Genomic DNA, 25,125 nt, shown 5'->3' with positions numbered 1-25,125 from the left:
GAGTTCCCTAAAGGGCCGTCGAAGACTACGACGTTGATAGGTGGGGTGTGTAAGCGCTGTGAGGCGTTGAGCTAACCCATACTAATTGCCCGTGAGGCTTGACCATATAACACCCAAACAATTTGATGTTTGTGTGTCTCTGGAAGTAGAAAAACCGAAAGTTTGCGAAACTACAAAGCATCACATACCCGATTCGAAGCAGCGTCACTGACGAGGCTTCAACCAAATTGCTTGACGACCATAGAGAATTGGAACCACCTGATCCCATCCCGAACTCAGAAGTGAAACGATTCATCGCCGATGGTAGTGTGGGGTTTCCCCATGTGAGAGTAGGTCATCGTCAAGCGCCTATATCGAAACCCCAGATCGTGTAAACGGTCTGGGGTTTTACTTTGTGCGCTGGAAAAGGCCGGGTGTTCGGAAGCAGCGGGCAGCAGGCAGCTAAACGGCGCCACCACTACCGCAAGCTGTTTAGCCCCGCTGCGCGGTGCTAAACAGCGCAGTCCCACAATGGGCCTGATGTTGCTTGATTGCGCAGCAAGCACGACCTGTAGATAAACCTCAAACTGCTACGTTGCTCTGTCTGGCGGACAGAGAAGCGCCCAAGGCGCTGGTACAGCGAAGTCGGCGATTCTCGTATTTAGTGACTTGTGGATAACTACTCGGCAGTCATAATCGCTCAGTAATTGGTGCCGCCCTTCATTCACACCGTAAGCCTCTGGGCCATCACACAGTGTTCAGCATTCAACACCTAGATGAGCTTCAGTTCGCCATCTCAATTCTCCAAGCAACCGCATGCAGTAGCCCGGCACATGAGCGATGTTTTACGTCAGGCACTGGTCGGTATTAACAGCGTCACTATCCGCTCACCACAGCTGATAAGCGAGGAGCGTACTCTGGATAGGCTACTGACAGGACGCCGCGACTGGAGGATAAGCCAGGCGAAATAGCTCGAGATATCGGATGGGGAGGTTCGTGGAGGGTGTAGCGCTGGCTGCAGCTTGCAGCTTTCTTTAGAAGCCAGAGGACTCCAGCAATAATGTCTGCGTGAAAATCACGTATCAGCTGACCAGCAGTGCGGCATTCGAAATGCAGTAAGTACTGACGTGAGAAGGAATAGGGGAGGTTATCCACAGGTGCGTAGCAGAGCTATCAGCGGCGGCGAATAATCAGGACGACATGGCCGGTTTGAAGCGTAATCAACACGGCCATGTACGCATAGAGATATTAGCTTCGAGCAGCTAATTGGCGGGCGAGGATATTCGCCACTTGGCGTGGCTTGCAATTGAAATAGGCGGAGTTTTTGGCCCAACTCTCACTCGGGTGCCAGGCAAAGAGAAACTGCCCGCCTTGGAGTTGATCAACGACCATGCGCGCCACCTCAGGGCGTACCGCCGGGCAACCGAGGCTACGGCCAATACGGCCCTGGCTGCGTACCAAAGCTGGGTCTACATAGCTGGCACCATGGATCACGATGGCTCGCTCACGTGCAGAGTCATTAAGGCCCGGTTCGAGGCCGTCCATGCGCAGCGAAAGCCCGTGTTTGCCTTTATAGCTTTCAGCTGTGCGGAACAGGCCGAGGCTGCTCTGATAGCTGCCCACTCGATTGGAGAAGGTGCTTGCCGTGCCTTCACCCGACAAACGGCCGTGAGCCACGTAGTCGTTGAGCAGCAATCTGTTTTTGTTGAGATCGAAAATCCACAGGCGTTTAGCCGCCGAGGGTTTGGAAAAATCGATTACGGCCAGACGCCGCGCCGGGTCTGCACCGTTATTCACTGCGCATTGCATGGCTGCAATGGCGTGTCTGACTGCTTCACGGTTTATACCGGGGGCAGCTTTGACCAGTGAATTAACCAGTGTTGCCTGGTTCTTATTAGTATTTGCCGCTAACAGCGGCCCGCAAAATACCAGCAGCCCTGCCAAACAGAGCCGACTCAGCCATACAACCATAGACCATTTACCTCTAAACGCATTTACTCCCGGACATCCTGTCCTTCATCTTCTGATGACTCGCTTATACTTATTAACTCGGTCTCTGCCGAGATTGATTCGTACGGCTAAGGATGGAGCGCATGTTGATCAAAAAACGCACACTTTACCTGATTGTGGCGCTGATGCCCTTGCCATTGGTCAGTCATGCTGTGACGCTTCCGCCGATAGACGGCGCTGATTTGCGGCCCATGATCCAGACGCTAGCTTCTAGCTGCGCCCCTTTGCCTAAGAGCTTAGACGAATCTGCAATAAACCTGCTCACAATGTTCTATGAACGCCGGCAGGGGCAGCCAGCGTGGTCGAATGAGGCCAGTACGCAGGCATTACAGCAGCAGATCAACCAGCTTGCCGATGACGGCCTGCAACCTACCGATTATCCGTTGCCGAGCGTTCCGCTGAACGCGAGCGTCAACCTGCGTGACTGCGCGGACTTACTCACCAGTCATGCCTATCTTCGTGCTTTGCAGGATTTACGCTACGGGCGCTTATACAGCCGGCAACTCGAGCCGTTATGGCGCGCGCCAGAGGTCAACATGAGGCCCGCGGCAGAGGTCACAATACTGCCGATAGCTTTAGCCAACACCGAGCAGCCGGAACATGCGTTCAGCGCCGCACGGCCCAAGCTTGAACAATATCAGCGCTTGCGCGTTGCCTATGCGGCGCAGCGCACTCAGCCATTGGCGCAATGGCAGCCAATTCCCGGCGGGCCGCTGCTGCGTCCGGGTGCTTTTGACCCGCGCGTGCCGGCGTTGCGCGAGCGGTTGAATGCCGAGGGTTACACCACCGGCGAACTGGCCGAAACGGCAAATCAATTTGATCCCGGTACTGTTTCTGCACTGCAGATTTTTCAAAGCCGTCACGGCTTGCAGGATGATGGTGTACTGGGCCCGGCGAGTATCAATGAGCTGAACATTTCGGCACTGACCCGGCGCGACCAGTTACGCATCAACCTTGAGCGTCTGCGCTGGCTGGCATATGACCTCGAGCATGCGGTCGTCGCCATCAACGTGGCCGGTGCTGAAGTAATGATCATGCAGGATGGCAGCGAAGTGTGGCGCAGCCGTACTCAGGTTGGGCGTGAGTCGCGCAAGACACCGCTGCTGGTTTCGCGCATCAACCGCCTGACACTCAACCCCACATGGACGGTGCCTCCGACGATCTGGCGAGAGGACAAGCTGCCAGCGATTCGTAATGACATCGGCTACCTCGCCCGCCATCAGATGAATGTTTACGACCGGCAGGGTAATCGGCTTGATCCCTACAGCATCGACTGGTCTTCGCCGGGCGGAGTAATGTTGCGCCAGGAAGCCGGGGTCAACAATCCATTAGGGCGCGTGGTGCTGCGTTTCGACAATCCATTCGCTGTGTATCTTCACGACACCCCCAGCCAGAGCCTTTTCAATAAATCTCCACGCGTTTTCAGTTCCGGATGCGTACGAGTCGAGTCTATCCAGACCTTGCTCAGCAAAATTCTCGATAGCGATCACTACGATACGGTTCAAGCGCGAATTGCCAAGGGCCGAACCAGCCAGTATCGCTTGCCTGAGTCGTTGCCGCTGGTAATCGCCTATTGGACAGCAGAAGTCGGCGATGATGGTGTGTTGCGCTACTTGCCGGATATGTACGGCAACGACCCCGCTTTGGTGCGTGCTCAGCTAACGAGCCAGAAGCCGAATTTAGCGGGCCGATAATCTCCCGGCTGGACGCAAAGCATCAATCGGGAATACAAGTTACCTGGTTGAGTCTTTGCGAACTCTGCTGCGCTTGCAGCCGTCCCTACAAAATCCTGTGCTGGCAGTTTTGGCTGGAAATCTGAGCAAGCCGGCGCTGTAGTTTCACTCCCAACATCCGCGAACATCCAGACCTGCGTTGCCGTTGCTCGGTGGCGACAAGAGGTGTTTGTCTGTGATTTTTGCCCAGATCAAGCAACATCCTACGATACCTGTAAGGCATCATTAATTACCAAATTGATATTATACAGATCATATTCAACGTTCTAACGTTGCATTGTCCTGTGTGCAGTGATGTGCGTGGAGACCTTAAAGGTCACCATTGCGCTCGCTCAAACACGTGGTCTGTATAACAACAATTGCTCCAAGACTTGCGTTCAACAATTTGCAAAAAACGTCTATCTGCCATTCAAAAAATAAGCATATGTAGAGGACTAAAAATGGAAAGTACATTCCATGGAGTAATGGCGTTTGCCTTGCTCGCCAGCATGCTGCTGCTAGGCAGTATCTTGCGCAATCGTATTGCTTTGTTCCGCAGCTCTCTGGCTCCAGCGAGCATCATTGGTGGTTTGCTTGGTTTCATCTTGTTATCGCTGGGCTTGATCCCAGGCTTTACGGCCGATGACTTTCAGGCGCTGACCTTTCACTTTTTCACGCTCAGTTTCATGTCGCTTTGCCTCACGGGTAAGAGCAAGAATGGCTCGCTTTCTGGTGGCAGTGTTGTGCGTGGCGGGCTATGGCTGACATTCATCTGGACCATCAGTCTTGGCCTGCAGGGCGTGATCGGCTACTTGGTCATTGTTAGCTACGATGCTATGACCGGCTCTGATGTCAGCGCGTGGCTAGGGGCGATTGTTACGCATGGCTTTACCCAAGGGCCAGGTCAGGCGCTGACGTACGGCGGCATCTGGGAGCAGCAGTATGGCATTGAGAATGCTGCTCAGGTGGGCATGATCTACGCATCTCTTGGCTTCTTGGTGGCATTCCTGATCGGCGTGCCGGTGGCAAAAAAATTCATTCGCAGCGGCCTTAATGCCAACAAGGCTTCAAATATCGGTGAAGATTTCAAGTCGGGCTTCTATAAAGACGAGCCGGCCCCGACATGCGGGACAATGGTTTCGCACCCTGCCAATCTCGACTCGCTTGGTTACCACATTGGTCTGCTGGGGATTGCGTACCTGATCACCTACGTTTGGCTGAGCTTTATCCAGACTCAGGTCGAGGGAATAGCGTTCGGCGGCATCAATCTTTCCGTGCTGTTTAGCTTCAATATGTTCTTTGTGCACGGCCTCGGGGTCTGCGTATTGATGCGCATGGTTATCGACCGTCTGGGTTTATCGCATCGGGTGGATGATGAAACGCTCAAGCGGATCACCGGCTCCTCGGTCGACTTTATGGTAGTCGGAACGCTGATGAGCATTCAGTTCGCCGTGCTTTATGAGCTGTTGACGCCAATCGTGCTTGTCACGGTGGTGGTGACCATTGCCACTCTTATTGGTTGCTTGCTGCTGGGCCGGCTCAGTGGTGCTCTCGGTCGAGAGCGTGCTCTGACCGCATTTGGCTGCTGCTGTGGTTCAACCGGGACCGGTTTGCTGCTGCTGCGCATGATGGATGCTGACTTCAGCACTTCTGTGCCCAAGGAACTGGCGTTTTTCAATCTGGCCATCGTCTTTACCAATTTCCACATCCTGTTTTTCTTCGCGCCTTTGGTGCCCTCTTTAGGTGGCTCGATGTACATGCTGGTCTTCGGCGGTACGGCGCTGGTCTTCCTTGCGGGCATTCCTCTGCTAATGATGCGCCGCTCGGCTGCAGCTATCACACCATCACTACGGGTTAAGGAGTCCCTGTCATGAGTATCACGGTCTTTGCTGCCAAACGCATTTTGACGATGAATCCGTCCCAGCCTGAAGCCACGCATATTGCAGTGCGCGATGGTCGGGTTCTGAGCGTTGGCCCGTTGGAGTCAATGAGTGAGTTAGGTGAGTACACCCTGGATCAACGCTTTGCTGAAAACATAATTTTGCCGGGCTTTGTTGAGGGTCATAGCCATGCGCTTGAGGGGGCCATCTGGAGTTATCTGTATCTTGGCTATTTTGACCGGGTCGATCCTGAGGGCGTGAAGTGGTCGGGTGCCAATAGCATTGCAGCCATGCAGCAACGGTTACGTGAGGGCGCTGCTGAGTTGCCTGCTGGCGAGCCTCTTATTGCGTGGGGTTTTGACCCGGTGTACTTCGAAGGTGAGCGGCTCGATCGGCGGGTGCTTGATGCGGCGGTGAGTGATCGTCCGGTAGTGGTCATGCATGCCAGTTTGCATGTGATGTCGGTGAATACACAGATGCTTGAGCTGTCCAGCCTGCATCAACATGCGGGTGTCGAAGGCATCATGCTCGACGCTGCGGGTGTACCCAATGGCGAGCTGCAAGAAATGGCAGCAATGCACGCCGTGTTTGAAACCCTGGGCGTCAACTTGTTCGAAGCCGTGTCTGCACCCAGCACCTTGCATCGTTATGGCAAGGTCGCACGAAATGCCGGTGTCACGACAATCACGGATCTGTATAACCCGCTGACCGATGAAGGTATCGCGGCGTTGCAGGAAGTGACCTCTGCTGATGATTTTCCGGTGCGCTTGGTGCCGGCGATGAGTGCACTGGCGTGGACTCCGGAACAGGGTGTTGAAAGGCTCAGCAACTGCATCGAGTTGAATCACGACAAGCTACATTTCGGCTTGGTGAAAATGATGACCGATGGCTCCATTCAGGGTTACACCGCGCGCATGAAGTGGCCCTACTATCACGATGGTCACCCCAATGGCATATGGAACGCGCCCCCGGAAGCGCTGCAGAAGATGGTGCAGGTTTATCATCAGGCTGGTATGCAGCTGCATATTCATACCAATGGCGATGAAGCCGTTGAGTTGATGCTGGATGCGCTCGAGGCGGCTGTGGATATGTGGCCGCGTGCCGATCACCGGCACACGCTGCAGCACTGTCAGGTGATTGATCACGCGCAGTTGCGACGTACGGCCAAACTCGGTTTGTGCCTGAACATGTTTGCTAACCACTTGTATTACTGGGGAGACATTCACCGCCAACGCACGCTTGGCTTTGAGCGCAGCCGCAGGCTTGAACCATTAGCCTCAGCCCGTCGCCTGGGTATTCCTACTGCCGTACACAGTGATGCCCCCGTTACCCCGCTAGGGCCGTTATTCACCGCGTGGTGCGCAGTAATGCGCGAAAGTGCATCAGGCGCAGTGCTTGGCGAGCAGGAGCGGGTCAGCGTTGCCGAGGCGCTTGAAATGATAACGCTGGGCGCTGCCTATACCTTACGCCTCGACCATAAGGTTGGCAGTTTGGAGGTTGGCAAATTCGCCGACATGGTGGTGCTTGAACAAGATCCGCTGGCGATAGACCCAGCGCAGCTGCGTAACATTCGTGTACTCGCCACAGTGCTTGGAGGCAAGGTTAATGCAGACACCTGAGCCGGTTCCCTTTACCGTGATAACCGGCTTCCTCGGGGCCGGTAAAACCACGTATCTGAATAACCTGATCCGCGAGGGTTTGCCCCGCGACAGCCTTATTGTGGTGAACGATTTCGGCAGTATTAACATTGATGCCGAGTTGATCGAGTATCGTGATGAACGCATTTTGCAGTTAGGCAATGGCTGCATCTGTTGCACGCTGGGCGGAACACTTGCCGAGCAACTGGCACAGGCCGTGCGTTTTCAGCCGCGCCCCGCGGCTATCTACGTGGAGGCAAGTGGAGTTGCTGAGCCGGCACGTATTGCCGATATCGCCCGGGTGTCTCGTCATTTGCGCTTGGCCTCAGTGGTCTGTCTGGTGGATGCCAGCCAGGTCACTCGCCATGCCAATAATCGTTACACTGGGGATGTGTGGAAGGCGCAGGTTGTTGGGGCCGATCAGCTGCTGGTTAATCGTATGCCGCCAGCGCAGTCGGCTGAATATGGGCAGGTTTTCAGTGTACTCAAACGCATTAATCCGCACGCCACGTTTAACGGCTCTGAATCGCATATCAACGACCGAGAGATACCGTCAGCGCCTGCCAGACCACTTTTGTCGGTGGCAAACACTCAGCAGGCCGGGGGGCTATGGGACTCAGTGAGCCTCAGTTACAGCAACGCAATTGATGGCGATCGGCTCGAGCAATTACTGGCTGAATACGCTGATGTCGTAATGCGTGCCAAGGGCATTCTGAAGAGGACTGACCGACCTGTGTTGCAGGTATTCCAGCTCAGCGGCGGCGTTGCTTGTTGGCTGCCTGCGCGGCGTGCGCCCGCAGCGAATCAGTTGGTTTGTATTGGTATCAAGGGCACGCGTTTCGAGGCGCTGGCCTCGGCTTTGGCGCAATTTGATGGAGCCCTGCCCCCTGGCGAGCAGCAGTCTCATCTGGCTAGCTCCCAGCAAGCAGGGGCACGTTCAGCTGCGCGGCTGCAGAATACTGCCTGAGATACTCAATGAATTTTTCCTGAACCGGCGTGATATCGGTATTAATCCACGCCGCTAGGGTACTTATTCGGGTATCCACATCCTGCAGCGGAATCAGTACGACGCCTTTGCGGTTGTAGTTACTGGCTGTTTCGAGGTGGATGGTGACGCCTATATTGGCTGCCACAAAGCCAAATATACCCTCGCTGTTGAATGCTTCTTGGGCGACTTGTGGCAAGAATCCAGCCTTGATGCAAAGTGCATCGAGGTGGCGCCGATAGAATGACCAATGGCTCATGCCGCCTAAAATAAAAGGCTCTTTAGCTAGCTCGGAAAGGGCGATTTGCGATCGGTCGGCAAGTGGATGACGCTCAGAGAGTGCGGCCACAAAGCTATCGCTTTGTACCTCCAAACTATCAATGTTTGGCTCAGACAAGGGGCCAGTGATGAAGGCAAACTCAATCGCGCCTTCTTTCAAGTGTTCGAGTTGGTGTTGAGTTGAGCCGAAGATAAGCTCGGCCTTGATCTCGGGATGACGGCGATGAAAGCCGTCGAGGATTGAGGGGAGCTTTCCCGATACGGCAAAGTCGGTATAACCGATACGCAGTTGCCCGATTTGCCCGGCGCCGGCCTTGCGTGCCTGCTCCACCGTGTTCGCGAGTTGTTCGAAGATTGTCCTGCTGCCCGCCAGGAAAACTCGTCCGGCTTCAGTAAGCTCAACCCGGCGATTGCTGCGCAACAACAACACCTCGCCCACTGTATCTTCAAGCTGCTGGATGGTTCTGCTCAGTGCAGGTTGCGCAAGATTCAGTCGTTCAGCTGCGCGACGAAAATGCAGCTCTTCGGCAACGGCCTCAAAGGCCCTTAAGTGGCGTAGATCAATGCGCATGAGTAATACCTTGAAGGCATCAGGCTGATTCGACTGATCTTATACAGGTAACGCCGTGTGCTCTAGTTGAGCTTGCCTATCAGGCGTCAGTCATAACGCCCCCAGAGATATTTAACCGTGCTCTCGCTCGCTTCGCAGTCATCTGTACACGGCATCTGATCGGGGTCGTAACCTTCGGGCAGGTTGGTGAAGTCCAGAAGGGTGCTGCCAGACCACACTGTACTGCCGGGTGTGCGCAAGGCGGCGACTGTGACGCTGCCATGCACTTTGGTGCTGCCCCCGGTGGTTAACAGGTTGCCGGCAACGACGCTGCCGTAGACATCGTTGGATGCGCCCAGATTGATATCTCCGCCGACGTAATCACTGCCGCTGTAGCTGCCTGCCATGAGCGCCACATTACCAATCGGCTGACTGGTAAATACCCCGTTGCTGCAGAATGCTTGCGGAGAGTAATCAGCAAACAGACTGCTAATAGTCGTGCCTTCGAACTGGTTGTTGCAGATGGGGCTTTGTCCGGCATAGTTCACGGCATATAGCGTGGTGGAGCCCGAAGTATTGATGTTCCCGGTAGCGACTATGGTATTGAAATAGGTGCCGTTGGTTACAGCCAGGCTGCCTTCAAACCACAGCACACCAGGCGCGAAGCCGACGCCGGCCAAGGTCCATTTGCTGTCCTTTGAACTGTACGAAACGCAGCCGTTGTAGGTTGAGTATCCCTTGCAGATAGTCTTGTAGGGCGTTGCCGGCTCAGTGCAGGTTGCGGTGTTGTTTTTGCCCGCGGTGACTTCAGTGCACAGGTAATCCTTGTAACCTCCGTTCTTATAATCGCCGAGAAAGTAGGTACCGGGCGCGATACCGTTATAGTTTTTCACCGTGACTGTGCGAAGGCCGTCCTGGTTGATTTCAAAAATCAGATTGGCCTGTGATTTAAGTGCGTATGCATCCACAGTCGGCTGCTCAGAGCTGTACTCGGTCACCGCAGTTACTGTGATTGGTGATATTTCAGCGGTATGGCCGCTGACGACTTTCACCCCAGGGCAGTTATTCCAGCTTGGGCAGCTTTTGCTACCGCCGATGGTGCCTGCGCTGACATTGCCGCCAGTCGACGTCAGGCTGCCGCTGGCATCCACCCGTGAGAGCGTGCCGTAGGTGATTGAGACATTACCTTGTGAGGTGACGCTGCTAGCGCCGGCGCCGGTCATCGTGACATTATCCAGCGCGTAGATCGCCGCATTTGGGCCGCCGTTGTATTGCACCCAAGAGTTGCTTTTGATCTCACTGGCACTCGCCGAGCTGGTCCAGCTCACATAGCCTTCGGCCAATACCGTGTCGGCGCGGGCGCTGCCGCCAGAGAGTGTGACATTGCCTTGGCTCTCTATGGACGTAGCTGAACTGCTGCCACCGGAAAGCAGTACATCACCGTTGGCGCGAATGGTTCCCGCCTTGGTTCCGCCGCTCAGCGTGACATCGCCCATGGCCGTAATCACGTCGACATTGGCTGAGCCTGACAAGGTGACATTGCCATTTGAATGGATACGCTCAACGCTGATGCCGGAGCTTATATTGATATCGCCGGTGGCCTGGATAGTCTGTACGCCGCTGACCGAACCACTCAGGTTCACCTCGCCGTCGACATTCATGACAACGTTTTCGCCACCTTTAACGGTGATGTTGCCGCTTACATTCAGGTCGCTGTAGATATTGATGTCACCCAGCAGCGCTTGAGAGCCTGAGCTGCCAGGTTCTACTTCGAAGGTCACCACTAACGTCGATGTGGTCTGCGCCGCGCTGCCGCTGGCAGCGATTCCGGTGATAGACACGGGGATCTGGTATGCACCGGCGTTTTCGATTACCGGGCCGGCAATCTCGGCCTGCAGATTGTCGACGCCAGTAATGGCCAGCTCACCGCCGAGTGTTGCCAGTGTTTCGCCATCCAGCCCTGCCAAATAACTGCGGATATATTCAACGCCGCCCCACGCGCGTTGCTGAGCTTGCGTCGAGGCATGCACGGCGAGAGTTTTGTCCTGTGCGCCGCGAACGCTGTACATCACGCTGGCCACAACCACGGTCAGCGCCAGCCCGGTCAGCAGCATCAGCAAAATAGTCGCCACGCCGCGCTGACGTTTCAGGCTTGAGTGATCACGCGAAAAACTGTTCATTTAACAACCTGAGACTGTGAAATTCCGGGTAAGCAAATATCGGCAATCTGGCGTGCGTGCTTGGTTTCGGCGGAGTCAGCAAAGGTGCTGGTTCCGGCGCTCAGAGAAACCAGAACTGCACTGGCGCTGGTGCTTTTGCCATACGGCCAACAAGTGGCAAGCGCGGCACTTATGGCAACGGCTTGCTCGTCATTGAGCGTGTTTTCAGCGATCAGTTGAACGCCATTCCATGCGGCGCCTGAATAGGCGTTGGCAGCGCTGCATGGGGTTGGCTGGAGCAAGGTCAGGCCGCCATTTTGGGCGAGCAGACCAGAGCATCGGTAACCCGCGCCGGAGATGTCAGCGCCCCAGATAATGGCGTTGCCCTCGGAGCCGGGGCTGGCACTGGTGATGGTCAGTTTGTTGCCGTTCAAATTGCCGTCAGCAGCAAGAGAAGCGTTGGCCAGAATCACCAAGTCGTTATTGGCAGTTGCGCCTGGAATCGCAAAGCCAGCACCTTGCAGCTCCATCTGGGCTGTCAGCAATGCCGACGAAACCTGGCCATCCAGCGTGGAGCGCACAATGGAGTCGGCAGCATTGTGGACCAGGGTTTTATACAGCGACATCATCCCTAAAATCGCGATGGATGAGATCAGCAGCCCGACCATCATGCTTATCAGGGTAAAACCTGCTGAGCGACGCATGTTATTCGCCTACCTTCAACACACCACCGAAGTAGTTGTTGGCGCTCGGTGGGGTGGCCAAAACCACCGCCTTGGGCGGATTGGCGATGGCGACACCTTGTACGGTGACCGTGGTGTTTGAGCACTGCACATCCAGCGCCACGTTGGTTTCATTTGGCGGTAGCAGGACAACTGCCTTACTGGCTTCAACGTCGCACAAGGAAGGCCCGTAACGCTGAAGCAGGCTGCGCATTTGGCTGATTGCCAAATTGCCGGCATTCGCTTGGCTGTGGCTGACTTCGACTTTGCTGGCGGAGTAGACCAAGCCTAATCCCACGATGCCCATCAGCAAGGTGCCAATCAGGGCTTCAAGTAAAACATCACCGCGTTGGCGTGATTGTGGGATATGGCGAGCTGCCTTAAATGATCGGGACCTCGATAGCATCCTGACCTCCCGTAGAGACCGTGATGGAATTGGCTGCCGCCGTAGCACAGCCAGACTGATTGACCGCAAGGCCGCGGTTATCCATGGCCAGGCATTGGAAATCCGCCCCGCCAACTTGCACAGCAACACCTTCAGGAACTTTCGCCGACCAGATTGAGTACGAGCTGTTGCTGGGTGAGCAGCTGAATGTGCCGGCCTTGTCCTGGCGGACCAGCGAGAGCGTGTCGTTGCTCAGGCACAGTGCTGCGGCGGGGCTTTCAAGGCCGACACCACCCGGATTTCTGAGGGCCGTTGCTTTAGCCCGTGACACGCCCTGTTTGAGTAGATTGGCGGTTTCAAGCTGGCGTGCGCTGCTGCTCCAGCCCATTGTGAGTGGCACAGCGGCGAGCAGAATGACCGACATGACAGTAACCGTCACCATCAGCTCGACCAAGGTAAAGCCGCGTGCTTTTACCATGACGTCACTCCGGGGCAGCCGCTGACCGTGCGAACATTTTGATTGTCGAGTGACATCACACAACTACTGAGATTGCCTGACTTGCCTGTGGCGGTCAGCGTATAGGTCGTGGTTGTCGACTCGCTTGTGTAAGTGAAATCACTCTGAGCTGGCGCCCATCCTGTGAACAACGCTTTGGTTTGTGCGGTGCTGGTTGTTGTAGCCACCGGGTAGGCCAATTGGCGTTGAAAGGCGTTTTCGAAATTCAAGGCCAGGGCGGCAAGATCGGATTGAGCGGCGTTAGCCTTGCTCTTGGTGATGTAGGAGTCATACGCAGGAAGCGCGATAGCTGCCAGGATTCCGATGATTGCAATGCTGATAACGAGTTCAAGCAGGGTGAAGCCATTCCGCGTAAGTCTTTTCACGCGTGAATACCCTCCATGCAGAAAAATGTGAAGCAGTTCACATTACACAAAAAGCGCGGAAATTTCAAGGAAACGCCAAAATACAGGCGTCAATTGGGTGTGAAGTGAGAGGCGGGAGAGGTGTTGATCGTACTTCGTACGACCGAGCTTTATGGATCGTCGCACAAGGACGTTAAGCCTCCCTGTCATGCTGTCGAATGCTCAGTTTCACTCGATCCTGCGTTGCAGGGTATTGGGTGTGCGCGTTGCTACAGGCGCAGGATGATCTCCGTTGCTGTGCACGCACGGCGCATATGTGTGATTAAGAGGTCACCACTGGCCATCTAGTTCGCGGCGGGTGGCATCGCGCACGCTGCTTGGATAATCGCTGCTCATGTACCAGACAGCGGGATGGCTGGTGGCTGATAGTCCGCGCCGCGCCGGTGGCATATCGGTGCGCATCAGCAAAATCACGTCACTGCTCGCCCAGGCGTGCCGATACCAATAGTGGTGGCCGCTGATGTCGAAGCCACGGCGCTGGTGGTCGTAGGACAAGTCCAGCACGTTGACGTTGCTCAGATGGTGGCTGTGAGTGAAGTTGTAGAGTGGCTGGCTCGCGCTTTCTGTACCCACACGCACACCACCCGGCATCAGCCAGTGGGCGTAACGCAGTGCATCGTCATTGTCGCTGGTGGTGATCAGCACCTGCTCGGCCATCAGGCTGACGCTGGGCAGGCGCTCTTCGAAGGTTTCTTCTGGCACGTCGGCAGCGGCAAACACAGTGGCGCCGATGCGAAAACGAGTTTGCAGTTGGGCGTGGTCCAGGCCCGGATAGTCTTGCTGCAGCTCATAAAGCGCCTTTGAGAGCACGCGGCCCCCAGCGCTGTAGCCGATCAGATTGATGCGTTCAGCGGTAGTGTGAATTCCCAAGAACTGAATCAACCGTGCCAAGGCCGTGCTCGACTGCCTTGCCCGGTCTACATCAATGCCCAGCAAGTAACTGGCAATGTTCTGATGGCTCGGCCACGAAAACGCAAGGCCGACGAAATCCCTGCCGGCAAAGTGATCCACCTCTGCGATCAGTTCGCAGGCATTGGCAAAATCGACTTTGGTGCCGTGCACGTAAACGATGATTTCCTTGTCCTGCGCTTTTTCCAACTCCTGATTGATTGCATCGGCATAGGCCTGCAATGCGGGAGGCAGTGGCGCTGGCGGCGGCGCGTCCAACGCCATTTCCCCCTGCGTTACTACCTCCTTGAGTTGCAGCGGGATGTCGCTGGCACGCCTATCTGTTCGCGAGGCCAGATAAAGTTCGTCCCATGAGTTCTGGTCCGACCCCAGGCGCACAACGGCCTGGCCTACGTAGAGGCTGTCAGCGACCTCATTACCGTAACTGTCTTCCCCATCTGGGGAGCGGTTGGTGGCAAAGAAAACGTCTATCGGTGGCTGCCGGGCACTGTCCTGCAAATGCGCGAATGGATCTATGGCACCGTCCAGATAAATAACCGGCGTGCTCATCAACGAAAGCGGTGTTGGGCTGCTGCAGCCTGCCAAGAGCCAACTCAGGGACAGCAGGGACCAGCATGGACCAGCATGTGGATAAACGCAAAATAAGTACCACCGCACAAGAAAAAGGCAGGAGCCGCCGCGCACGATTAAATTGTTTGTGTGGAATTGCGGCTGCCATTGTTATTTCGACATCTAAACCAAGCATAGCCGAGCAGGAACTGAGAGTCTTCGGAGGGCGGCACAGTTGAACCAAGCAATACTCTATTGCTACTGAGCCGGAGATGGCACCGTGACTCAATAACGAGCACGCAATAAAAAGGCCCGGTATTCAACCGAGCCTTTTAATATGGCCCAGGCGAGCCTCTAACCTGTTATTCAAGATATTGTATTTAAAGGATTTTATGTTTTTTGTTAGTTGTTGGCATACATGCTGGCATACACGGTGCCGGCTGCTGGAGGGGATTTCACCCCGATTGCCTTCAAAAATTTCTCCCAATTAAACCGAGTGCCTAGTCAATTATGTAACCGTGAAATAACCGTTTTATTGGGCTTGCGCATCCTCGACAGTGACATAGCGTGCTTCGTATGGAACCTACCTACGGAGTAACACCATGACCGTCCAAAATCCTTACCTCACAAATAATGGCGATATTCGTCAAGCTAAAAAGCATGCCGCTGTAGGCGGTGCAAATTCTTTGCTAAGGGCGCTAACGCCCTCGGCTTCAATCTCAGGTAGCACTCAGCAGTTGGCTCAGCCCTCACAACAAAGTGTCAGCGGCGACAATCCAGCACGCGCAGCTCAAATGCAGGCTGCGGCTAGACAGCCTGTGGTTGGCCCGCGTGGGGCAGTCGATACGTCGGAGCAGCCCGGCCCTATAGGTGGAGCAATTGCAATAGGAGCGCTAGAGAACCTCAAGCGGTTACAGACGGGCGCTCTTCAGTCGGCGGCGGGTACGCTCGGTACGTTACCAGCTAAGGCGCTGGATGCTGGTCGGTCTGGTCTTGCAAGTCTGGCGGGTGGAAATCCAGAGACACTACCGGGTGGTGAAAACTACTTTTCAGACACGGTTGGCGCATTTCGCGACGATGGCTATTCCAAGGTTGGAGGTCTCGCAAGTGATGCAGTATCGGGTGGTCAGTCACTTGTCCGTAATGCGCTCGGAGTGCGGCAGGCACAAGTGGTGCCGGCTATTCAGCAAAGCGCGTCCGCAACGAATCAGATTCTCCCAGGTCCCACTCATGATCTAGTAAAGGCGAACCAATCACCCGGTACGTTCAGCCAGACTGGCGCGGGAAATATCGTTGCGCGCATTGGCGCTGGTGGTGCGTCTGAGTTCAGTAATGCCGCTGGCGATGTGGCTGGGGCTTCCGGTGATTTCAAAGGTTCGCGCATTGGCGATGGCATTGGTGTGTTCTCGCAAGCCAGCCAGGGCGACTCCAAATTGGCCTATGACCGCAATGAGCGCGCACTTGCTGAGCGCGAAAAGATGATTCAGGCGTCGCGTCGCGGCGAAGTAGGTGAGGGTGGTGGGCGCGTGACCGTTGTGCGTGACAGTTCAAGAGCACCCACTATTGCAGAGATAGCAAACACCCGACTCGAAAACCGCCAAGCAAATACCGACCTAGCAAACCAGCAGGCGCAGCAAGGCATCCAAGATCAGCAAAGCCGATTACTAACGGAAGCATTGCAGCGCGATGTATCCGGCCAGTCGCTACAGCAGGGTGCGCTCAACCTGCAATCGGCGCAGCGCCTTGAGGCAATCCGTGCTCGCCTGGCAGATCCAGCGCTAGCAGGCACCGAGCGAGCAGCTTACGAGAACGCCTATCGCACGCTGACCGGCAATGACAGCAAGCGATACATCACCGTCGCGGGCGGCACAAACGACTTTGGCGGGAAAGACGCCTCCAAGGTATTTGATACCGTTACCCAGCAGTACGTTGATGGGGCCGGTGCCGGCACTGGCGGGCGAACGACGGTTAGCGCAAGCGAGGTGGAGCAGACCGCCAAGGCTAACGGCATGAGCGTTAAGGAAGTTAAAGACCTACTCGCAAAACAAGGGGTATCTGTAGACGGTTAACACCAACGCTAGCTGTTACGAGGGGAGTCAACCATGCACTTGATCAAAGATGAGCCGTTCTGCTCTAAAACTACAAACGTGACGATGACCGCCGAAGTCACACGCTCAGCCCGTGAGTGGGCCGACGATATGGGTTTGAAGTGGGCCACAGTGCGCCAGCGCCGTTATCGTGGCTGGCCTTGGAGTGAGGCATTAAAACCGGAACTGCGACGCACCACAGCAAGCGAGCGCGGGAGATAGGCCATGACTACCACCAATGCAATGAAACGAGAAATGCTAACCCAACTCAGCGAAGTGTCGCAGCGCCATAAGCTGGAACTTGAACGGGCGTTTTCTGTGCTCAGCATCCTCATGCGCCAACTGTCTGAAACGCTGGACGATTGCTACGGTGCCGGGGCGTCGAGACTCACCTCAGTGGATAAACTGCCTGAACATGCAGAGGCGTTGCGGGATATATCGTGCGCCATGCGTAACATGGTGGATCTCGAAGTACAGGTTAATCACATGGATCTGTGCATACAAAAGGCGATCAATAAGTTGGAGGTGGCCGCATGAGCTTCGATAACCCAGTGGACTGGGAAAAGATCGAGCACCAATACCGTGTTGGCCTGTTGTCGGTGCGGGAGATTGCCAAGGCTCACGGCACCAGTCACACCAACATTAACCGGCGTGCAAAGCGTGAAGGGTGGGATAGAGACCTCAAGGCGAGGGTGTTGGCCAGAGCCGAGACGATTGTTTCCAAGCGGGAGTGTTCCACAAGGTGTTCCACCATAAGCCTGGAAACTGAGAAGCAGTTAATCGAGAACGGCGCCACTGTAATCGCCGATGTGCGAATGAGCCACAGAACTGATATTGCACGCTCTCGGCGGTTGGCCACTGCGTTGCTTGCGGAATTGGAGGGTATGACCGAAGGGCGTGAGTTATTCGCCCAGCTAGGCGAGTTGCTGGCCAGCCCTGACGACAACGGACAGGACAAACTCAATGACCTATATCACAAGGTAATTGCGCTTCCCGGGCGGTCGAAAGTAATGAAAGAAATGTCGGACACGCTCAAGACGCTCATTGCGCTGGAGCGCCAAGCCTACAACCTTGATGAACAATCGAATGAAGAGACCTACGAATCTAGGCTCAAGCGGTTACTTGAGGGCGCCCCCGGCTAGTGGGCGAGTTGTATTCTGGGTGCGCCATAATGGTCTCACTGAGGCGGCTTTATCTACCTTGTCGCTGGTGCTGGTTTGTATCTTCGGGACTGATAGCTATGATGATGGCCAGTTCATATCACTGTAATTAAGGGGAATTGAGTGGATATAAACATCACGGCTATCGAGCGATCGATACAGCTTTTCGCAGGACCGGTAATTGTAATTTTTGGGGTGATGGTCGCAATGTGGGCGCTGAGCAGCGGCGCAAATTCAGAAAGCAAAATGGTTGCGAATATTGCACGCGGCATATGGGATATGGCGCGCTGGCCATTGTTGGCCGCTTGTGTGGGTGGGGTGGTGTGGTTTCTTTGGCGTGCTTGGCAGCTGTATCGCTGGGAAACTGGCGCTCTTGATGGAGGCTGCATGAACTGTGCGGGAACAATGTCTCATCGCTCTGGCAAGCATGGTGATTACAGCGTGTGCAACATGTGCGGCTCAAAGCGCGAAGGTCACCACTAAGCAGAAATGTAAAAGCCCCGCATTGGCGGGGCTTTTCTCACTACGGTAAGGGTCAGCCGAAAATATCCTTCAGCACTTCGCTCATGCGCCCACGCTCTTCGGCGCTCGGCTTGCTGAACATGGCATCACATGGTGCCTGGATATTATCGAGAATTGAGCCGCTTGCCGCTTGCTTGTACCACTCGGCTACGCTCGGGTCGATATCGGCTGCATCCTTGAACGGTACAGGGCCTTTTTCGGTCTCGTTGCGATTGAACATAACCATTCCTTTATTTAGAAAAGCCTGATTTAGCGAATTAGCGCCTTTGCAGGTTGTTAGGTTGTGCTTGCCAGACTTTAGTTCAACATATCGAACTTCGCCGCCCGTGCATACGTCGAATTTCATGGCTGAAGTGACGGCTAGTTTTGGGCACTTGTTAGACTCCCAGCAGCGCGCCGCATGATTAGATCCAGTACCGGCGAAGACCGTATATGGATCGTCTTGGCCAGGAAGCACAATATCCTGTCCATAGTAAAATTTCAGTGCGCCAGTTCTGAGCTCAGCAACAAGAGCTGAGATTCCGTCCATCGTAGGCTCAGCCATAGCAATACCACGATCCCTCGCTTGCAGAAAGACTTTCCAAGCATGGATCACATTTGACTTGCCAGCAAATACAAATGTATGGCCGCCGGCAATTTCTACTTTCGAGAACTCTGCCTCATCCACATACAGAACGCCAAAGCGGTCATCAGGAATAGACCAGCGCGAATCGCAGGTGATCATCGCCATTGCTCTGTCGTAGATTGTTGTGGTCATTCAGCATCGTTCCTTGATCAGCATGTGCGAAGAGCGTTGATTGGCGCGCGAGATTACCTACTTCTATGGCAAAGCGCCATATGCTTGTGATGATTTTCTTATTCACAATGGAGATATCATGCTCGTCATAGCTCAATGCTTTAGCATTCTCCCATACTCGCATGCCTTCCTTGGCCGCAGAGAGCGGCCCCTTCTAGCGAGATTGAACCCTGATTATAACAGCCATTCTATAGCGGTCAGGACTGCCGTGGTAATGCTGGTCGTTGAGGTATTTGGCGGGAGGGCGGCGTATCTCGCGTCGGCAATGGCACCTCGCCTTTGACGTTGCGCATTGGTGGCGGTGGTGGTGGCGCATCTGTGTCGGTCATTCGATATTCTCACGGATGATTGAAAAGGAAAAATGGGATAAATGAAAGAATAGAGAAAACAATAGCCCAAATGACGAATTTAGATAAATGATCAAGCTCTTCCACGCGGCGGTCGTTGTTTTCTGAATTGGTTGTCCCCCCCATTACGTAGTAGTCAGCAATCGTCTGGATAAAAAGACTATTGGCAGTTTCTTCTCCGCCGTCACCGTAATAGGAGATTAGCTTTTTTCGGTGTTCTTCTAACTTAAATAAGGTCGGTATTGATAAGTCGTTTACGCGCAACCGCCAAGCTTTTGCAAAATGCCAAATACCCATGGCGACGCACATGCAGGAATATAGATAGAGAACCCAAAAAAATAATCCCGTCGTTTCAGATGACGGTGGAGCTTTACCTAAAAGGTAAGATAGGAAACTGAGCAAAGCCACTAGCATTGCAAGGGGGAGGTTAAGCCGAACAATCAGCTTTTCTTTACGTTCTGCTTCAAAAAAGTAAATTTTTTCGTAGAGCTGGAAGTGGTCGTCTGCAGCCTTCACGTGGCCTCCATGGAAAGCGTCGGGCAATGCTACTTTGATACCACACAGCGTATATTTTCGTCTCTAAAGTAATTCCGTTTAAGTGATGGCATAGCGTACGCGCACCAATTTAAGCATAGTCCCGGCGAGTGCTTGGATTGCCTGCGCCACGTTTTTATATACGTCGCATTCCGTGCCGCGGGCAATGATCCTACTCGCTGACGATGCACAGCTTTGGCGGCAACTTAGGCCCGAACACCTCACCCGGCGCGAACGGGTCAGGTAGCAGGTGCTCAGGGCAGGCACGGATAAAGTCCACCATAGTTGCATGGCACGCCTCAAACAGCGGGCCTCCATTGCCCCATTCATCACCGAAGCTGGTCGCGCTGTCCTCCATGCGTGCGATAAACACCAGCCCTTCTAATGTCTCGCCACCTTCGCGCCGTGCCTGCTCTCGATGTACCGGGTTGATACTCAGGTGGTCGGCCAGTTGATCGAAGCCTAGCGCGGTTGCAATGCCTTCGGGGTCGCGCAACAGCCAGCCACCATATGCCGTCATCGTCATGCTGGCGCTCTTCAATAGGTCTGCTTTATGTTCCCGCGCTTGGTTATCCATCGCGGCCACTTGTTGTTTGGTGAACGGTAGGAACTGGCGCAGCTGGCGTGCCTGTCGTCGCATGGCGTGGCGTTCGTCCAGTATTTCGCGGCGGTGCTGGCAGGTGACGCGCAACAAACGACGGGCGATGGTCAGTGTGTCGCGCTTGCTGGTGCTGGGCTTCTCCACGATGCGAAGTAGCGTCCTTATAAATCTGTGTGTCATTGGATGCGCTCCGGTGTGTGTTCGTTTCGGGTGCAATACGCGCGCGCGTAGAGGTGTTTCTATGAGTGATCACATCGTTTCCATTTGGCGTGCCCACTATGGTTTTCCAATAGACATTGGCGTGTGGTCATACCGCTGTCGCAACTCAGCACCAGCAATGCAATAGCGGCTAGCAGGCGCGTAGCAGCCTCGGCACGCCATAATGTGGTTCATGTATTGGTCTCGGGCGTGGCACCACTCAGGCGAGGCAGTGACGGCGGTTTGAATGAAGTGCTGAGGCTGGTCGGGATCAGCCACCGGTTGCGGGGTATGGATCGGCGCGGGCGTCCTTGTGTGTGGTGTTTCCGCCACGGTGGGGCGTTTCTCACACTCTGGCATGCGCGCCACGTTTTCAATCACAACAAAACGTGGCGCGGGCGCTTTCTCCCGTTCGGTAAACAGGCCAGAAAGTAAGCTCATGGCTTGCCCCCAGACTGCAAAAACACTAATACACATGTTCCTCTAGTTTCAAAAAGTGTGGCAACAGTGGCAACGGTGGCAACAACCGCTCTAGCACGGGCCTTACAGAGGCTAAAAATGTTGCCAATCTGTTGCCACTTCATTTTTAGTGGCAACAGTGATAACCAAATGAAAGGTAGACGGCAGGCTCTTATATTCAGAAACGTGTTTGTGTTGCCACCTGTTGCCACTTCTTTTATTGGGTGGCAACGGCTGAAAGGCCCGCCCCGCAAGGCCGTTGCCACTGTTGCCACTGTTGCCACCGATTCTAGGTTCCTGTGAAATTGGGCTTTATGGGTTAGGGCTAATTTAGGTCTGCTCATGCTCCAGCCCCCTCGTTATCCAAGGTGGTAGGATCGATGACATACAGGCGTGATTGACCACCGCCGGGAATGCGGTAGTTCTTGGTTCTGCGTGCGCGATCAGCGTCAAACTTGGTGAGTGCCTTCGCGCCTTCCAGTGCCTTAATGATTCGGGCTAAGCCATACCCGTGTGCGGCCTCAATTAACGACGACTTGTTGAACAAGTACAGCCGATTGGTGCCAGCCGACTCCCAGTAGCCAGCACGGTTAAACACCTTGGTGTCAGGTATCGAATCATTCACGTCTGAGAATCGGCTGGTGCCGTGCTTGTCTATAAAGTCATGGATGCCAGCCAGTATTTGGCGATCCTCGGCATTGCCGCTGCCTACTCGGCTCAGCCACTCGCCATACAGCAGTTGGCAGTCAGCCAGTGCGCTACCCGGCGCCCATGGCAACAGGCCGTAAGCAATCGCCATTTCACCAGCCAGTGCGATGACGGCGAACCGGTCGGCTACACGTCCGGCCTGTGCGTTGTCCTCGATGAACTGGGCGCGAATACCTGCAAAGTCAGCCAATAGGCCGGGTGTGTCGTTGCTGGCGATTAGCTGCTCTACAAACACCGGCCCAATGTGGCCATGGTGATTACCTACTGCGACGGTCAACAGGCGGTGAAAGTCAGCACCTTCCAAGCCGTGTAGCTCGTCGAAGGCGCGGTGTGTGCGAGTACCGGCGTTTACGTCCACCATGCGTAGCTCAGCACCAGCATGGGCGGCATTACCGCTAATAGCGGCGTGCTCTGATAAGGAGCGCTCACCGCTTGAGAGTGCCAGCAAACGCCAGCTCAGCTTTCCACGGGCCTCTCGGTCGCGTGTCATGGTGCCTTTGCCTTGACCGTTGGCGAGTGAGTAAGCCATTTCCTGCACACGCTTGGGGTCGGCTCGTTTGATTTCGTCCAGGGGCAGCATGGTGTCATTGCGGCTTGAAGCTTCAATCTCTAAGCCGCCCTTAGTCATATCCCAGCTCGCAGCGAATATGCCGGGGTCGCCCCATACTGATGATCCGATTAGCTGTGCCAGTGATTTGCCGCTTGAGCTGTCGCCCACCAGATGAACACCGCCACCCAGCACTCCGACGAGGCTCAACAGCGGCCCAGCCAGTGCGCAGCCAATAGCGAGTGTCAGCACCGGATTACCAACACACTTGGCGGCTACTTCGTTTTTCCAGCCGTCCAGATCCCCACGGAGGCTGAACAGGTTTTGGCCTTTAACGCTGGACTGATAACGCACCTTATCGCTGCCAATGGTGCGACCCGGTAGTACAAATGCGCCTGACTCATGCCAGCCCGGACGGCAGGTGGTGGCGAACACCTCGATGGGGCGTTGTTCGAGTAGGTACTCCATGAACTGGCTACGCTTCTTGAGCGCGATAATTACGCCCATGCCGAACAAAGCCCGTCTGGCTTCTTCACCACTCCCTCCGAACACTTCCATGGGAATGATCCATTCCTTTACGCCGTTCTCCGTCACCAGTCGCAGAAATCTGCCTTCGCTGCCATCGTCGGTGTTGGTGGTGCGAGCTGCGACCGTCACGGGCGTGGCGATCCATTCATCTGTGATCGGTCGGTCTGTTTCGTCTTCATCGTTATCATCGGCGCTGGTGCGTTTAAACCCGTGCCAGTACACACCGGGGCGCAAGCTGCGGCCTTTCTCATTCGTTACCCAATGCTCATACACGCCCCAGCAAGGCCGGTCAGGTTCGACTCTGGGCGCTTCTGGGCGCAGGCTGATTACTTTCTTCTCAGGCTTGCTCATGTTGGCGGCTCCAAGCTGCTAGATCGTTAAAGTCTGTGAGTGATTGCGGGGAGTCGGCGGGCCACTCGGGAAAGGTGACAAGCCCGCCACACGCAATGGCGGCGGCATTTGCTGCGGTGCGTCCGGGGTTTCCTTCGGTCATGCGGTCGTCGTCGCCGGCGATGATTATTTCGATGTTTGGGTGATTTGCTCGCAGTGCCAGCGCAACAGGTGTCAGGTTTCCCGCGTTCATCGCACAGGCGGCGGTGTAGCCGTTTGCGTGAAGCGTTGCGCCCGTTGCCCAGCCTTCACAGACAAGTAGCGGCTTGCCGAGTGTGATGCTGCCTAGTGGCGAATAGCTGCCCTTGATACGGCCACCGAACAAGAAGCGCTTGCTCCCGTCCGGTTTGATGCGTTGCAGGTTCACCAGCGCACCGTCTGCGTACAACGGCACCAGCAGTTCATCGCCACGTTGGCGCAACCCATACGGGCGAACACCCTTTGCAAGTAGATAGGGGTGATCGGGATCGGCGCGACGAGCGTCACGCCATAGGCGATTTGCGTACTCGGCTGCGGCTTGCTGGCGTTGGTGCTGCTCAGCTTCGCGTTGGCGGCGTGCCTGCTCGATGCGCTGTCGTACCTGCTCGGCTTCGCGGGCGTCCACCGGCTCACGGCTACACCATGTATTGGTGCCGCCCGTCTTCCAGCTACCGAACGCACCCGATGCAATGCCATCTGGATAGATGATGTACCAACCGTTTTGACTGCCTGACTTGTCGTCGGGAACACGGAAGCGGTGAATCTCGCCATCAGGTACTGGCAACCAATCAAGTTGGCCAAAGGCACTTTGCAGCGCGTCACGGAATGCGATAACGATGTTATCCATGATCTACCCCCACCCATGAAGCCCCGTCGAAGCGTTGCAGGCGAACATCAGCAAGCGACACGGAACTACGCACAGCCACCCAGTCAGCAGGCGAGCCACCGCGTTTGCGGCCTACCGTTTCCAGCTTGCGCCGGGTGGTGCTGCTCATTCCGGCGGCTTTGCAGGCGTCTACCCAATTCAGCAGGCGCGGATCATCAGCGCGCAGCGAGAACCGCACACAGCCGAGCGAGGCGAGCTGTTCATTGAATGTCAGCAGGCGCAGACCATCAGCCCCCTGAATCATTTTTGTTGCGGTCGCCTCCCAGCGCACGGCACGGGAAAACCACAGCAACGGCGCTTCGTGCTCGGCACCGGCATTGCTGGGTATTAGTTCGCCGTCAGCCAGAATCAACGGAAGGTGATGTCGCTCGGTGGTGTAGTGATGAACCATGCTCACCGGGCATAGTGATGTGGCGTTATTCATAGCTCACCCTCAGTTGAGCGGCACCAGCAAACGCACGGCAAACCTGCGCATTGTTCACCGCGTGCCAATGGGTTAGGTCGTCTACCTGCTCAACCATGCAAGCGGTCACAACAGCGTCAGGGCTGCGCATAACGATGCGGCCACACTCAGCGTCAGCTTGAGTAAGAAACGGCCCCAGCAATGCCCGCGCAGCCTTGGGGTGGCTGACATAAAACAGCTCTGTGGCTTTCTTCGGGCAAGCCGATCCCGTCGGCACATGGGTGCCGTTTTTAATTTGCATGG

General features: G+C 55.2%; 24 protein-coding genes and 2 rRNA genes. 11 read left to right on the top strand and 15 right to left on the bottom strand.

Translation table 11 applies throughout. From position 1 onward, the window contains the following. Together BM395_RS18065 and rrf are read left to right on the top strand one after the other, a co-directional pair. A 23S ribosomal RNA gene (locus BM395_RS18065) occupies nt 1-106 on the top strand; the annotation flags it as partial. Nucleotides 107-230: 124 nt separating this feature from the next. After that, nucleotides 231-346 (top strand): 5S ribosomal RNA (rrf, locus tag BM395_RS18060). Between the two features lie 881 nt (nt 347-1,227). Here the strand turns inward: rrf and BM395_RS18055 are convergent. Further along, nucleotides 1,228-1,950, bottom strand: coding sequence for a murein L,D-transpeptidase catalytic domain family protein (locus BM395_RS18055; protein ID WP_090514481.1), 723 nt, complete (start codon nt 1,948-1,950; stop codon nt 1,228-1,230). Between the two features lie 122 nt (nt 1,951-2,072). Between BM395_RS18055 and BM395_RS18050 the strand changes: the two genes are divergently transcribed. From BM395_RS18050 to BM395_RS18035, 4 genes are all read left to right on the top strand, one after another. Beyond that, nucleotides 2,073-3,683 (top strand): L,D-transpeptidase family protein, encoded by a 1,611-nt coding sequence (locus tag BM395_RS18050; protein ID WP_244529009.1) that lies wholly within the window; start codon nt 2,073-2,075, stop codon nt 3,681-3,683. Nucleotides 3,684-4,093: 410 nt separating this feature from the next. Then, a complete protein-coding gene (locus tag BM395_RS18045) occupies nt 4,094-5,575 on the top strand; it encodes a sodium/glutamate symporter (RefSeq protein ID WP_244529008.1) in 1,482 nt (493 codons plus the stop codon). Then, nucleotides 5,572-7,200, top strand: coding sequence for an amidohydrolase (locus BM395_RS18040; protein ID WP_069902214.1), 1,629 nt, complete (start codon nt 5,572-5,574; stop codon nt 7,198-7,200). Before BM395_RS18045 ends, BM395_RS18040 begins: the two co-directional genes overlap by 4 nt. Beyond that, nucleotides 7,187-8,185, top strand: a complete 999-nt coding sequence (locus BM395_RS18035) for a CobW family GTP-binding protein (RefSeq protein ID WP_090514475.1) — start codon at nt 7,187-7,189, stop codon at nt 8,183-8,185. The genes BM395_RS18040 and BM395_RS18035 overlap by 14 nt, the downstream gene beginning before the upstream one ends. On the opposite strand, the gene BM395_RS18030 is transcribed toward BM395_RS18035, so the two are convergent. The 7 genes from BM395_RS18030 to BM395_RS18000 form a co-directional block, all read right to left on the bottom strand. Further along, nucleotides 8,130-9,053, bottom strand: coding sequence for a LysR family transcriptional regulator (locus tag BM395_RS18030; protein WP_090514472.1), 924 nt, complete (start codon nt 9,051-9,053; stop codon nt 8,130-8,132). The genes BM395_RS18035 and BM395_RS18030 overlap by 56 nt on opposite strands. Before the next feature lie 86 nt (nt 9,054-9,139). Beyond that, nucleotides 9,140-11,212, bottom strand: coding sequence for a translocation/assembly module TamB domain-containing protein (locus tag BM395_RS18025; RefSeq protein ID WP_090514469.1), 2,073 nt, complete (start codon nt 11,210-11,212; stop codon nt 9,140-9,142). Next, nucleotides 11,209-11,895 (bottom strand): PilW family protein, encoded by a 687-nt coding sequence (locus BM395_RS18020; protein ID WP_090514466.1) that lies wholly within the window; start codon nt 11,893-11,895, stop codon nt 11,209-11,211. Before BM395_RS18020 ends, BM395_RS18025 begins: the two co-directional genes overlap by 4 nt. Before the next feature lies 1 nt (nt 11,896). After that, a complete protein-coding gene (locus tag BM395_RS18015) occupies nt 11,897-12,319 on the bottom strand; it encodes a type II secretion system protein (protein WP_141124111.1) in 423 nt (140 codons plus the stop codon). Further along, a complete protein-coding gene (locus BM395_RS18010; RefSeq protein ID WP_090514460.1) occupies nt 12,294-12,776 on the bottom strand; it encodes a pilus assembly FimT family protein in 483 nt (160 codons plus the stop codon). Before BM395_RS18010 ends, BM395_RS18015 begins: the two co-directional genes overlap by 26 nt. After that, nucleotides 12,770-13,180, bottom strand: a complete 411-nt coding sequence (locus BM395_RS18005) for a type IV pilin protein (RefSeq protein ID WP_090514457.1) — start codon at nt 13,178-13,180, stop codon at nt 12,770-12,772. Before BM395_RS18005 ends, BM395_RS18010 begins: the two co-directional genes overlap by 7 nt. Before the next feature lie 309 nt (nt 13,181-13,489). Continuing rightward, entirely contained in the window at nt 13,490-14,677 is a 1,188-nt protein-coding gene (locus BM395_RS18000) for an alpha/beta hydrolase (RefSeq protein WP_090514454.1), read from the bottom strand. Between the two features lie 602 nt (nt 14,678-15,279). On the opposite strand from BM395_RS18000, the gene BM395_RS23410 reads away from it, so the two are divergent. From BM395_RS23410 to BM395_RS17975, 5 genes are all read left to right on the top strand, one after another. Beyond that, entirely contained in the window at nt 15,280-16,746 is a 1,467-nt protein-coding gene (locus BM395_RS23410) for a hypothetical protein (protein WP_170860622.1), read from the top strand. A gap of 33 nt (nt 16,747-16,779) precedes the next feature. After that, entirely contained in the window at nt 16,780-16,986 is a 207-nt protein-coding gene (locus BM395_RS23200) for a hypothetical protein (RefSeq protein WP_141124110.1), read from the top strand. A gap of 3 nt (nt 16,987-16,989) precedes the next feature. After that, nucleotides 16,990-17,301 (top strand): hypothetical protein, encoded by a 312-nt coding sequence (locus BM395_RS17985; protein ID WP_090514448.1) that lies wholly within the window; start codon nt 16,990-16,992, stop codon nt 17,299-17,301. Further along, a complete protein-coding gene (locus BM395_RS17980; RefSeq protein WP_090514445.1) occupies nt 17,298-17,906 on the top strand; it encodes a hypothetical protein in 609 nt (202 codons plus the stop codon). The genes BM395_RS17985 and BM395_RS17980 overlap by 4 nt, the downstream gene beginning before the upstream one ends. 141 nt (nt 17,907-18,047) lie before the next feature. Next, entirely contained in the window at nt 18,048-18,407 is a 360-nt protein-coding gene (locus BM395_RS17975; protein WP_141124109.1) for a hypothetical protein, read from the top strand. Nucleotides 18,408-18,459: 52 nt separating this feature from the next. On the opposite strand, the gene BM395_RS17970 is transcribed toward BM395_RS17975, so the two are convergent. From BM395_RS17970 to BM395_RS17935, 7 genes are all read right to left on the bottom strand, one after another. Beyond that, the gene (locus tag BM395_RS17970; protein WP_090514441.1) at nt 18,460-19,203 is read right to left on the bottom strand and encodes a hypothetical protein; all 744 of its coding nucleotides are present in this window, start codon (nt 19,201-19,203) and stop codon (nt 18,460-18,462) included. Nucleotides 19,204-19,580: 377 nt separating this feature from the next. After that, entirely contained in the window at nt 19,581-20,105 is a 525-nt protein-coding gene (locus BM395_RS17960; protein WP_090514435.1) for a hypothetical protein, read from the bottom strand. Between the two features lie 190 nt (nt 20,106-20,295). Next, nucleotides 20,296-20,904, bottom strand: coding sequence for a hypothetical protein (locus BM395_RS17955; protein WP_170860621.1), 609 nt, complete (start codon nt 20,902-20,904; stop codon nt 20,296-20,298). Between the two features lie 817 nt (nt 20,905-21,721). Beyond that, nucleotides 21,722-23,515, bottom strand: a complete 1,794-nt coding sequence (locus BM395_RS17950) for a DUF927 domain-containing protein (RefSeq protein WP_090514429.1) — start codon at nt 23,513-23,515, stop codon at nt 21,722-21,724. Next, nucleotides 23,502-24,380 (bottom strand): toprim domain-containing protein, encoded by an 879-nt coding sequence (locus BM395_RS17945; protein WP_090514425.1) that lies wholly within the window; start codon nt 24,378-24,380, stop codon nt 23,502-23,504. Before BM395_RS17945 ends, BM395_RS17950 begins: the two co-directional genes overlap by 14 nt. Beyond that, nucleotides 24,373-24,843 carry a hypothetical protein gene (locus BM395_RS17940; protein WP_090514422.1) on the bottom strand — a complete coding sequence of 157 codons (471 nt, stop codon included), beginning with the start codon at nt 24,841-24,843 and terminating at the stop codon, nt 24,373-24,375. The genes BM395_RS17945 and BM395_RS17940 overlap by 8 nt, the downstream gene beginning before the upstream one ends. Further along, the gene (locus BM395_RS17935; protein WP_090514419.1) at nt 24,836-25,123 is read right to left on the bottom strand and encodes a hypothetical protein; all 288 of its coding nucleotides are present in this window, start codon (nt 25,121-25,123) and stop codon (nt 24,836-24,838) included. Before BM395_RS17935 ends, BM395_RS17940 begins: the two co-directional genes overlap by 8 nt. Nucleotides 25,124-25,125: the final 2 nt, after the last annotated feature.

The sequence above is a fragment of the Pseudomonas marincola genome (genome assembly GCF_900116605.1).
In the GTDB taxonomy this organism is placed as follows: Bacteria; Pseudomonadota; Gammaproteobacteria; order Pseudomonadales; family Pseudomonadaceae; genus Aquipseudomonas; species Aquipseudomonas marincola.
This window is presented reverse-complemented; position numbering and strand designations above follow the sequence as displayed.

Bases quoted from the DNA above. Each gene is read 5' to 3' on its own strand.
- BM395_RS18040 (WP_069902214.1), top strand. From the start codon at position 5,572: ATGAGTATCACGGTCTTTGCTGCCAAACGCATTTTGACGATGAATCCG.
- BM395_RS17945 (WP_090514425.1), bottom strand. From the start codon at position 24,380: ATGGATAACATCGTTATCGCATTCCGTGACGCGCTGCAAAGTGCCTTT.
- BM395_RS18050 (WP_244529009.1), top strand. From the start codon at position 2,073: ATGTTGATCAAAAAACGCACACTTTACCTGATTGTGGCGCTGATGCCC.
- BM395_RS17940 (WP_090514422.1), bottom strand. From the start codon at position 24,843: ATGAATAACGCCACATCACTATGCCCGGTGAGCATGGTTCATCACTAC.
- BM395_RS18015 (WP_141124111.1), bottom strand. From the start codon at position 12,319: ATGCTATCGAGGTCCCGATCATTTAAGGCAGCTCGCCATATCCCACAA.
- BM395_RS17980 (WP_090514445.1), top strand. From the start codon at position 17,298: ATGAGCTTCGATAACCCAGTGGACTGGGAAAAGATCGAGCACCAATAC.
- BM395_RS18035 (WP_090514475.1), top strand. From the start codon at position 7,187: ATGCAGACACCTGAGCCGGTTCCCTTTACCGTGATAACCGGCTTCCTC.
- BM395_RS17970 (WP_090514441.1), bottom strand. From the start codon at position 19,203: ATGACCACAACAATCTACGACAGAGCAATGGCGATGATCACCTGCGAT.
- BM395_RS18025 (WP_090514469.1), bottom strand. From the start codon at position 11,212: ATGAACAGTTTTTCGCGTGATCACTCAAGCCTGAAACGTCAGCGCGGC.
- BM395_RS18000 (WP_090514454.1), bottom strand. From the start codon at position 14,677: ATGAGCACGCCGGTTATTTATCTGGACGGTGCCATAGATCCATTCGCG.
- BM395_RS23410 (WP_170860622.1), top strand. From the start codon at position 15,280: ATGACCGTCCAAAATCCTTACCTCACAAATAATGGCGATATTCGTCAA.
- BM395_RS17955 (WP_170860621.1), bottom strand. From the start codon at position 20,904: ATGACACACAGATTTATAAGGACGCTACTTCGCATCGTGGAGAAGCCC.
- BM395_RS18030 (WP_090514472.1), bottom strand. From the start codon at position 9,053: ATGCGCATTGATCTACGCCACTTAAGGGCCTTTGAGGCCGTTGCCGAA.
- BM395_RS17935 (WP_090514419.1), bottom strand. From the start codon at position 25,123: ATGCAAATTAAAAACGGCACCCATGTGCCGACGGGATCGGCTTGCCCG.
- BM395_RS17950 (WP_090514429.1), bottom strand. From the start codon at position 23,515: ATGAGCAAGCCTGAGAAGAAAGTAATCAGCCTGCGCCCAGAAGCGCCC.
- BM395_RS18010 (WP_090514460.1), bottom strand. From the start codon at position 12,776: ATGGTAAAAGCACGCGGCTTTACCTTGGTCGAGCTGATGGTGACGGTT.
- BM395_RS17985 (WP_090514448.1), top strand. From the start codon at position 16,990: ATGACTACCACCAATGCAATGAAACGAGAAATGCTAACCCAACTCAGC.
- BM395_RS18055 (WP_090514481.1), bottom strand. From the start codon at position 1,950: ATGGTTGTATGGCTGAGTCGGCTCTGTTTGGCAGGGCTGCTGGTATTT.
- BM395_RS18020 (WP_090514466.1), bottom strand. From the start codon at position 11,895: ATGCGTCGCTCAGCAGGTTTTACCCTGATAAGCATGATGGTCGGGCTG.
- BM395_RS23200 (WP_141124110.1), top strand. From the start codon at position 16,780: ATGCACTTGATCAAAGATGAGCCGTTCTGCTCTAAAACTACAAACGTG.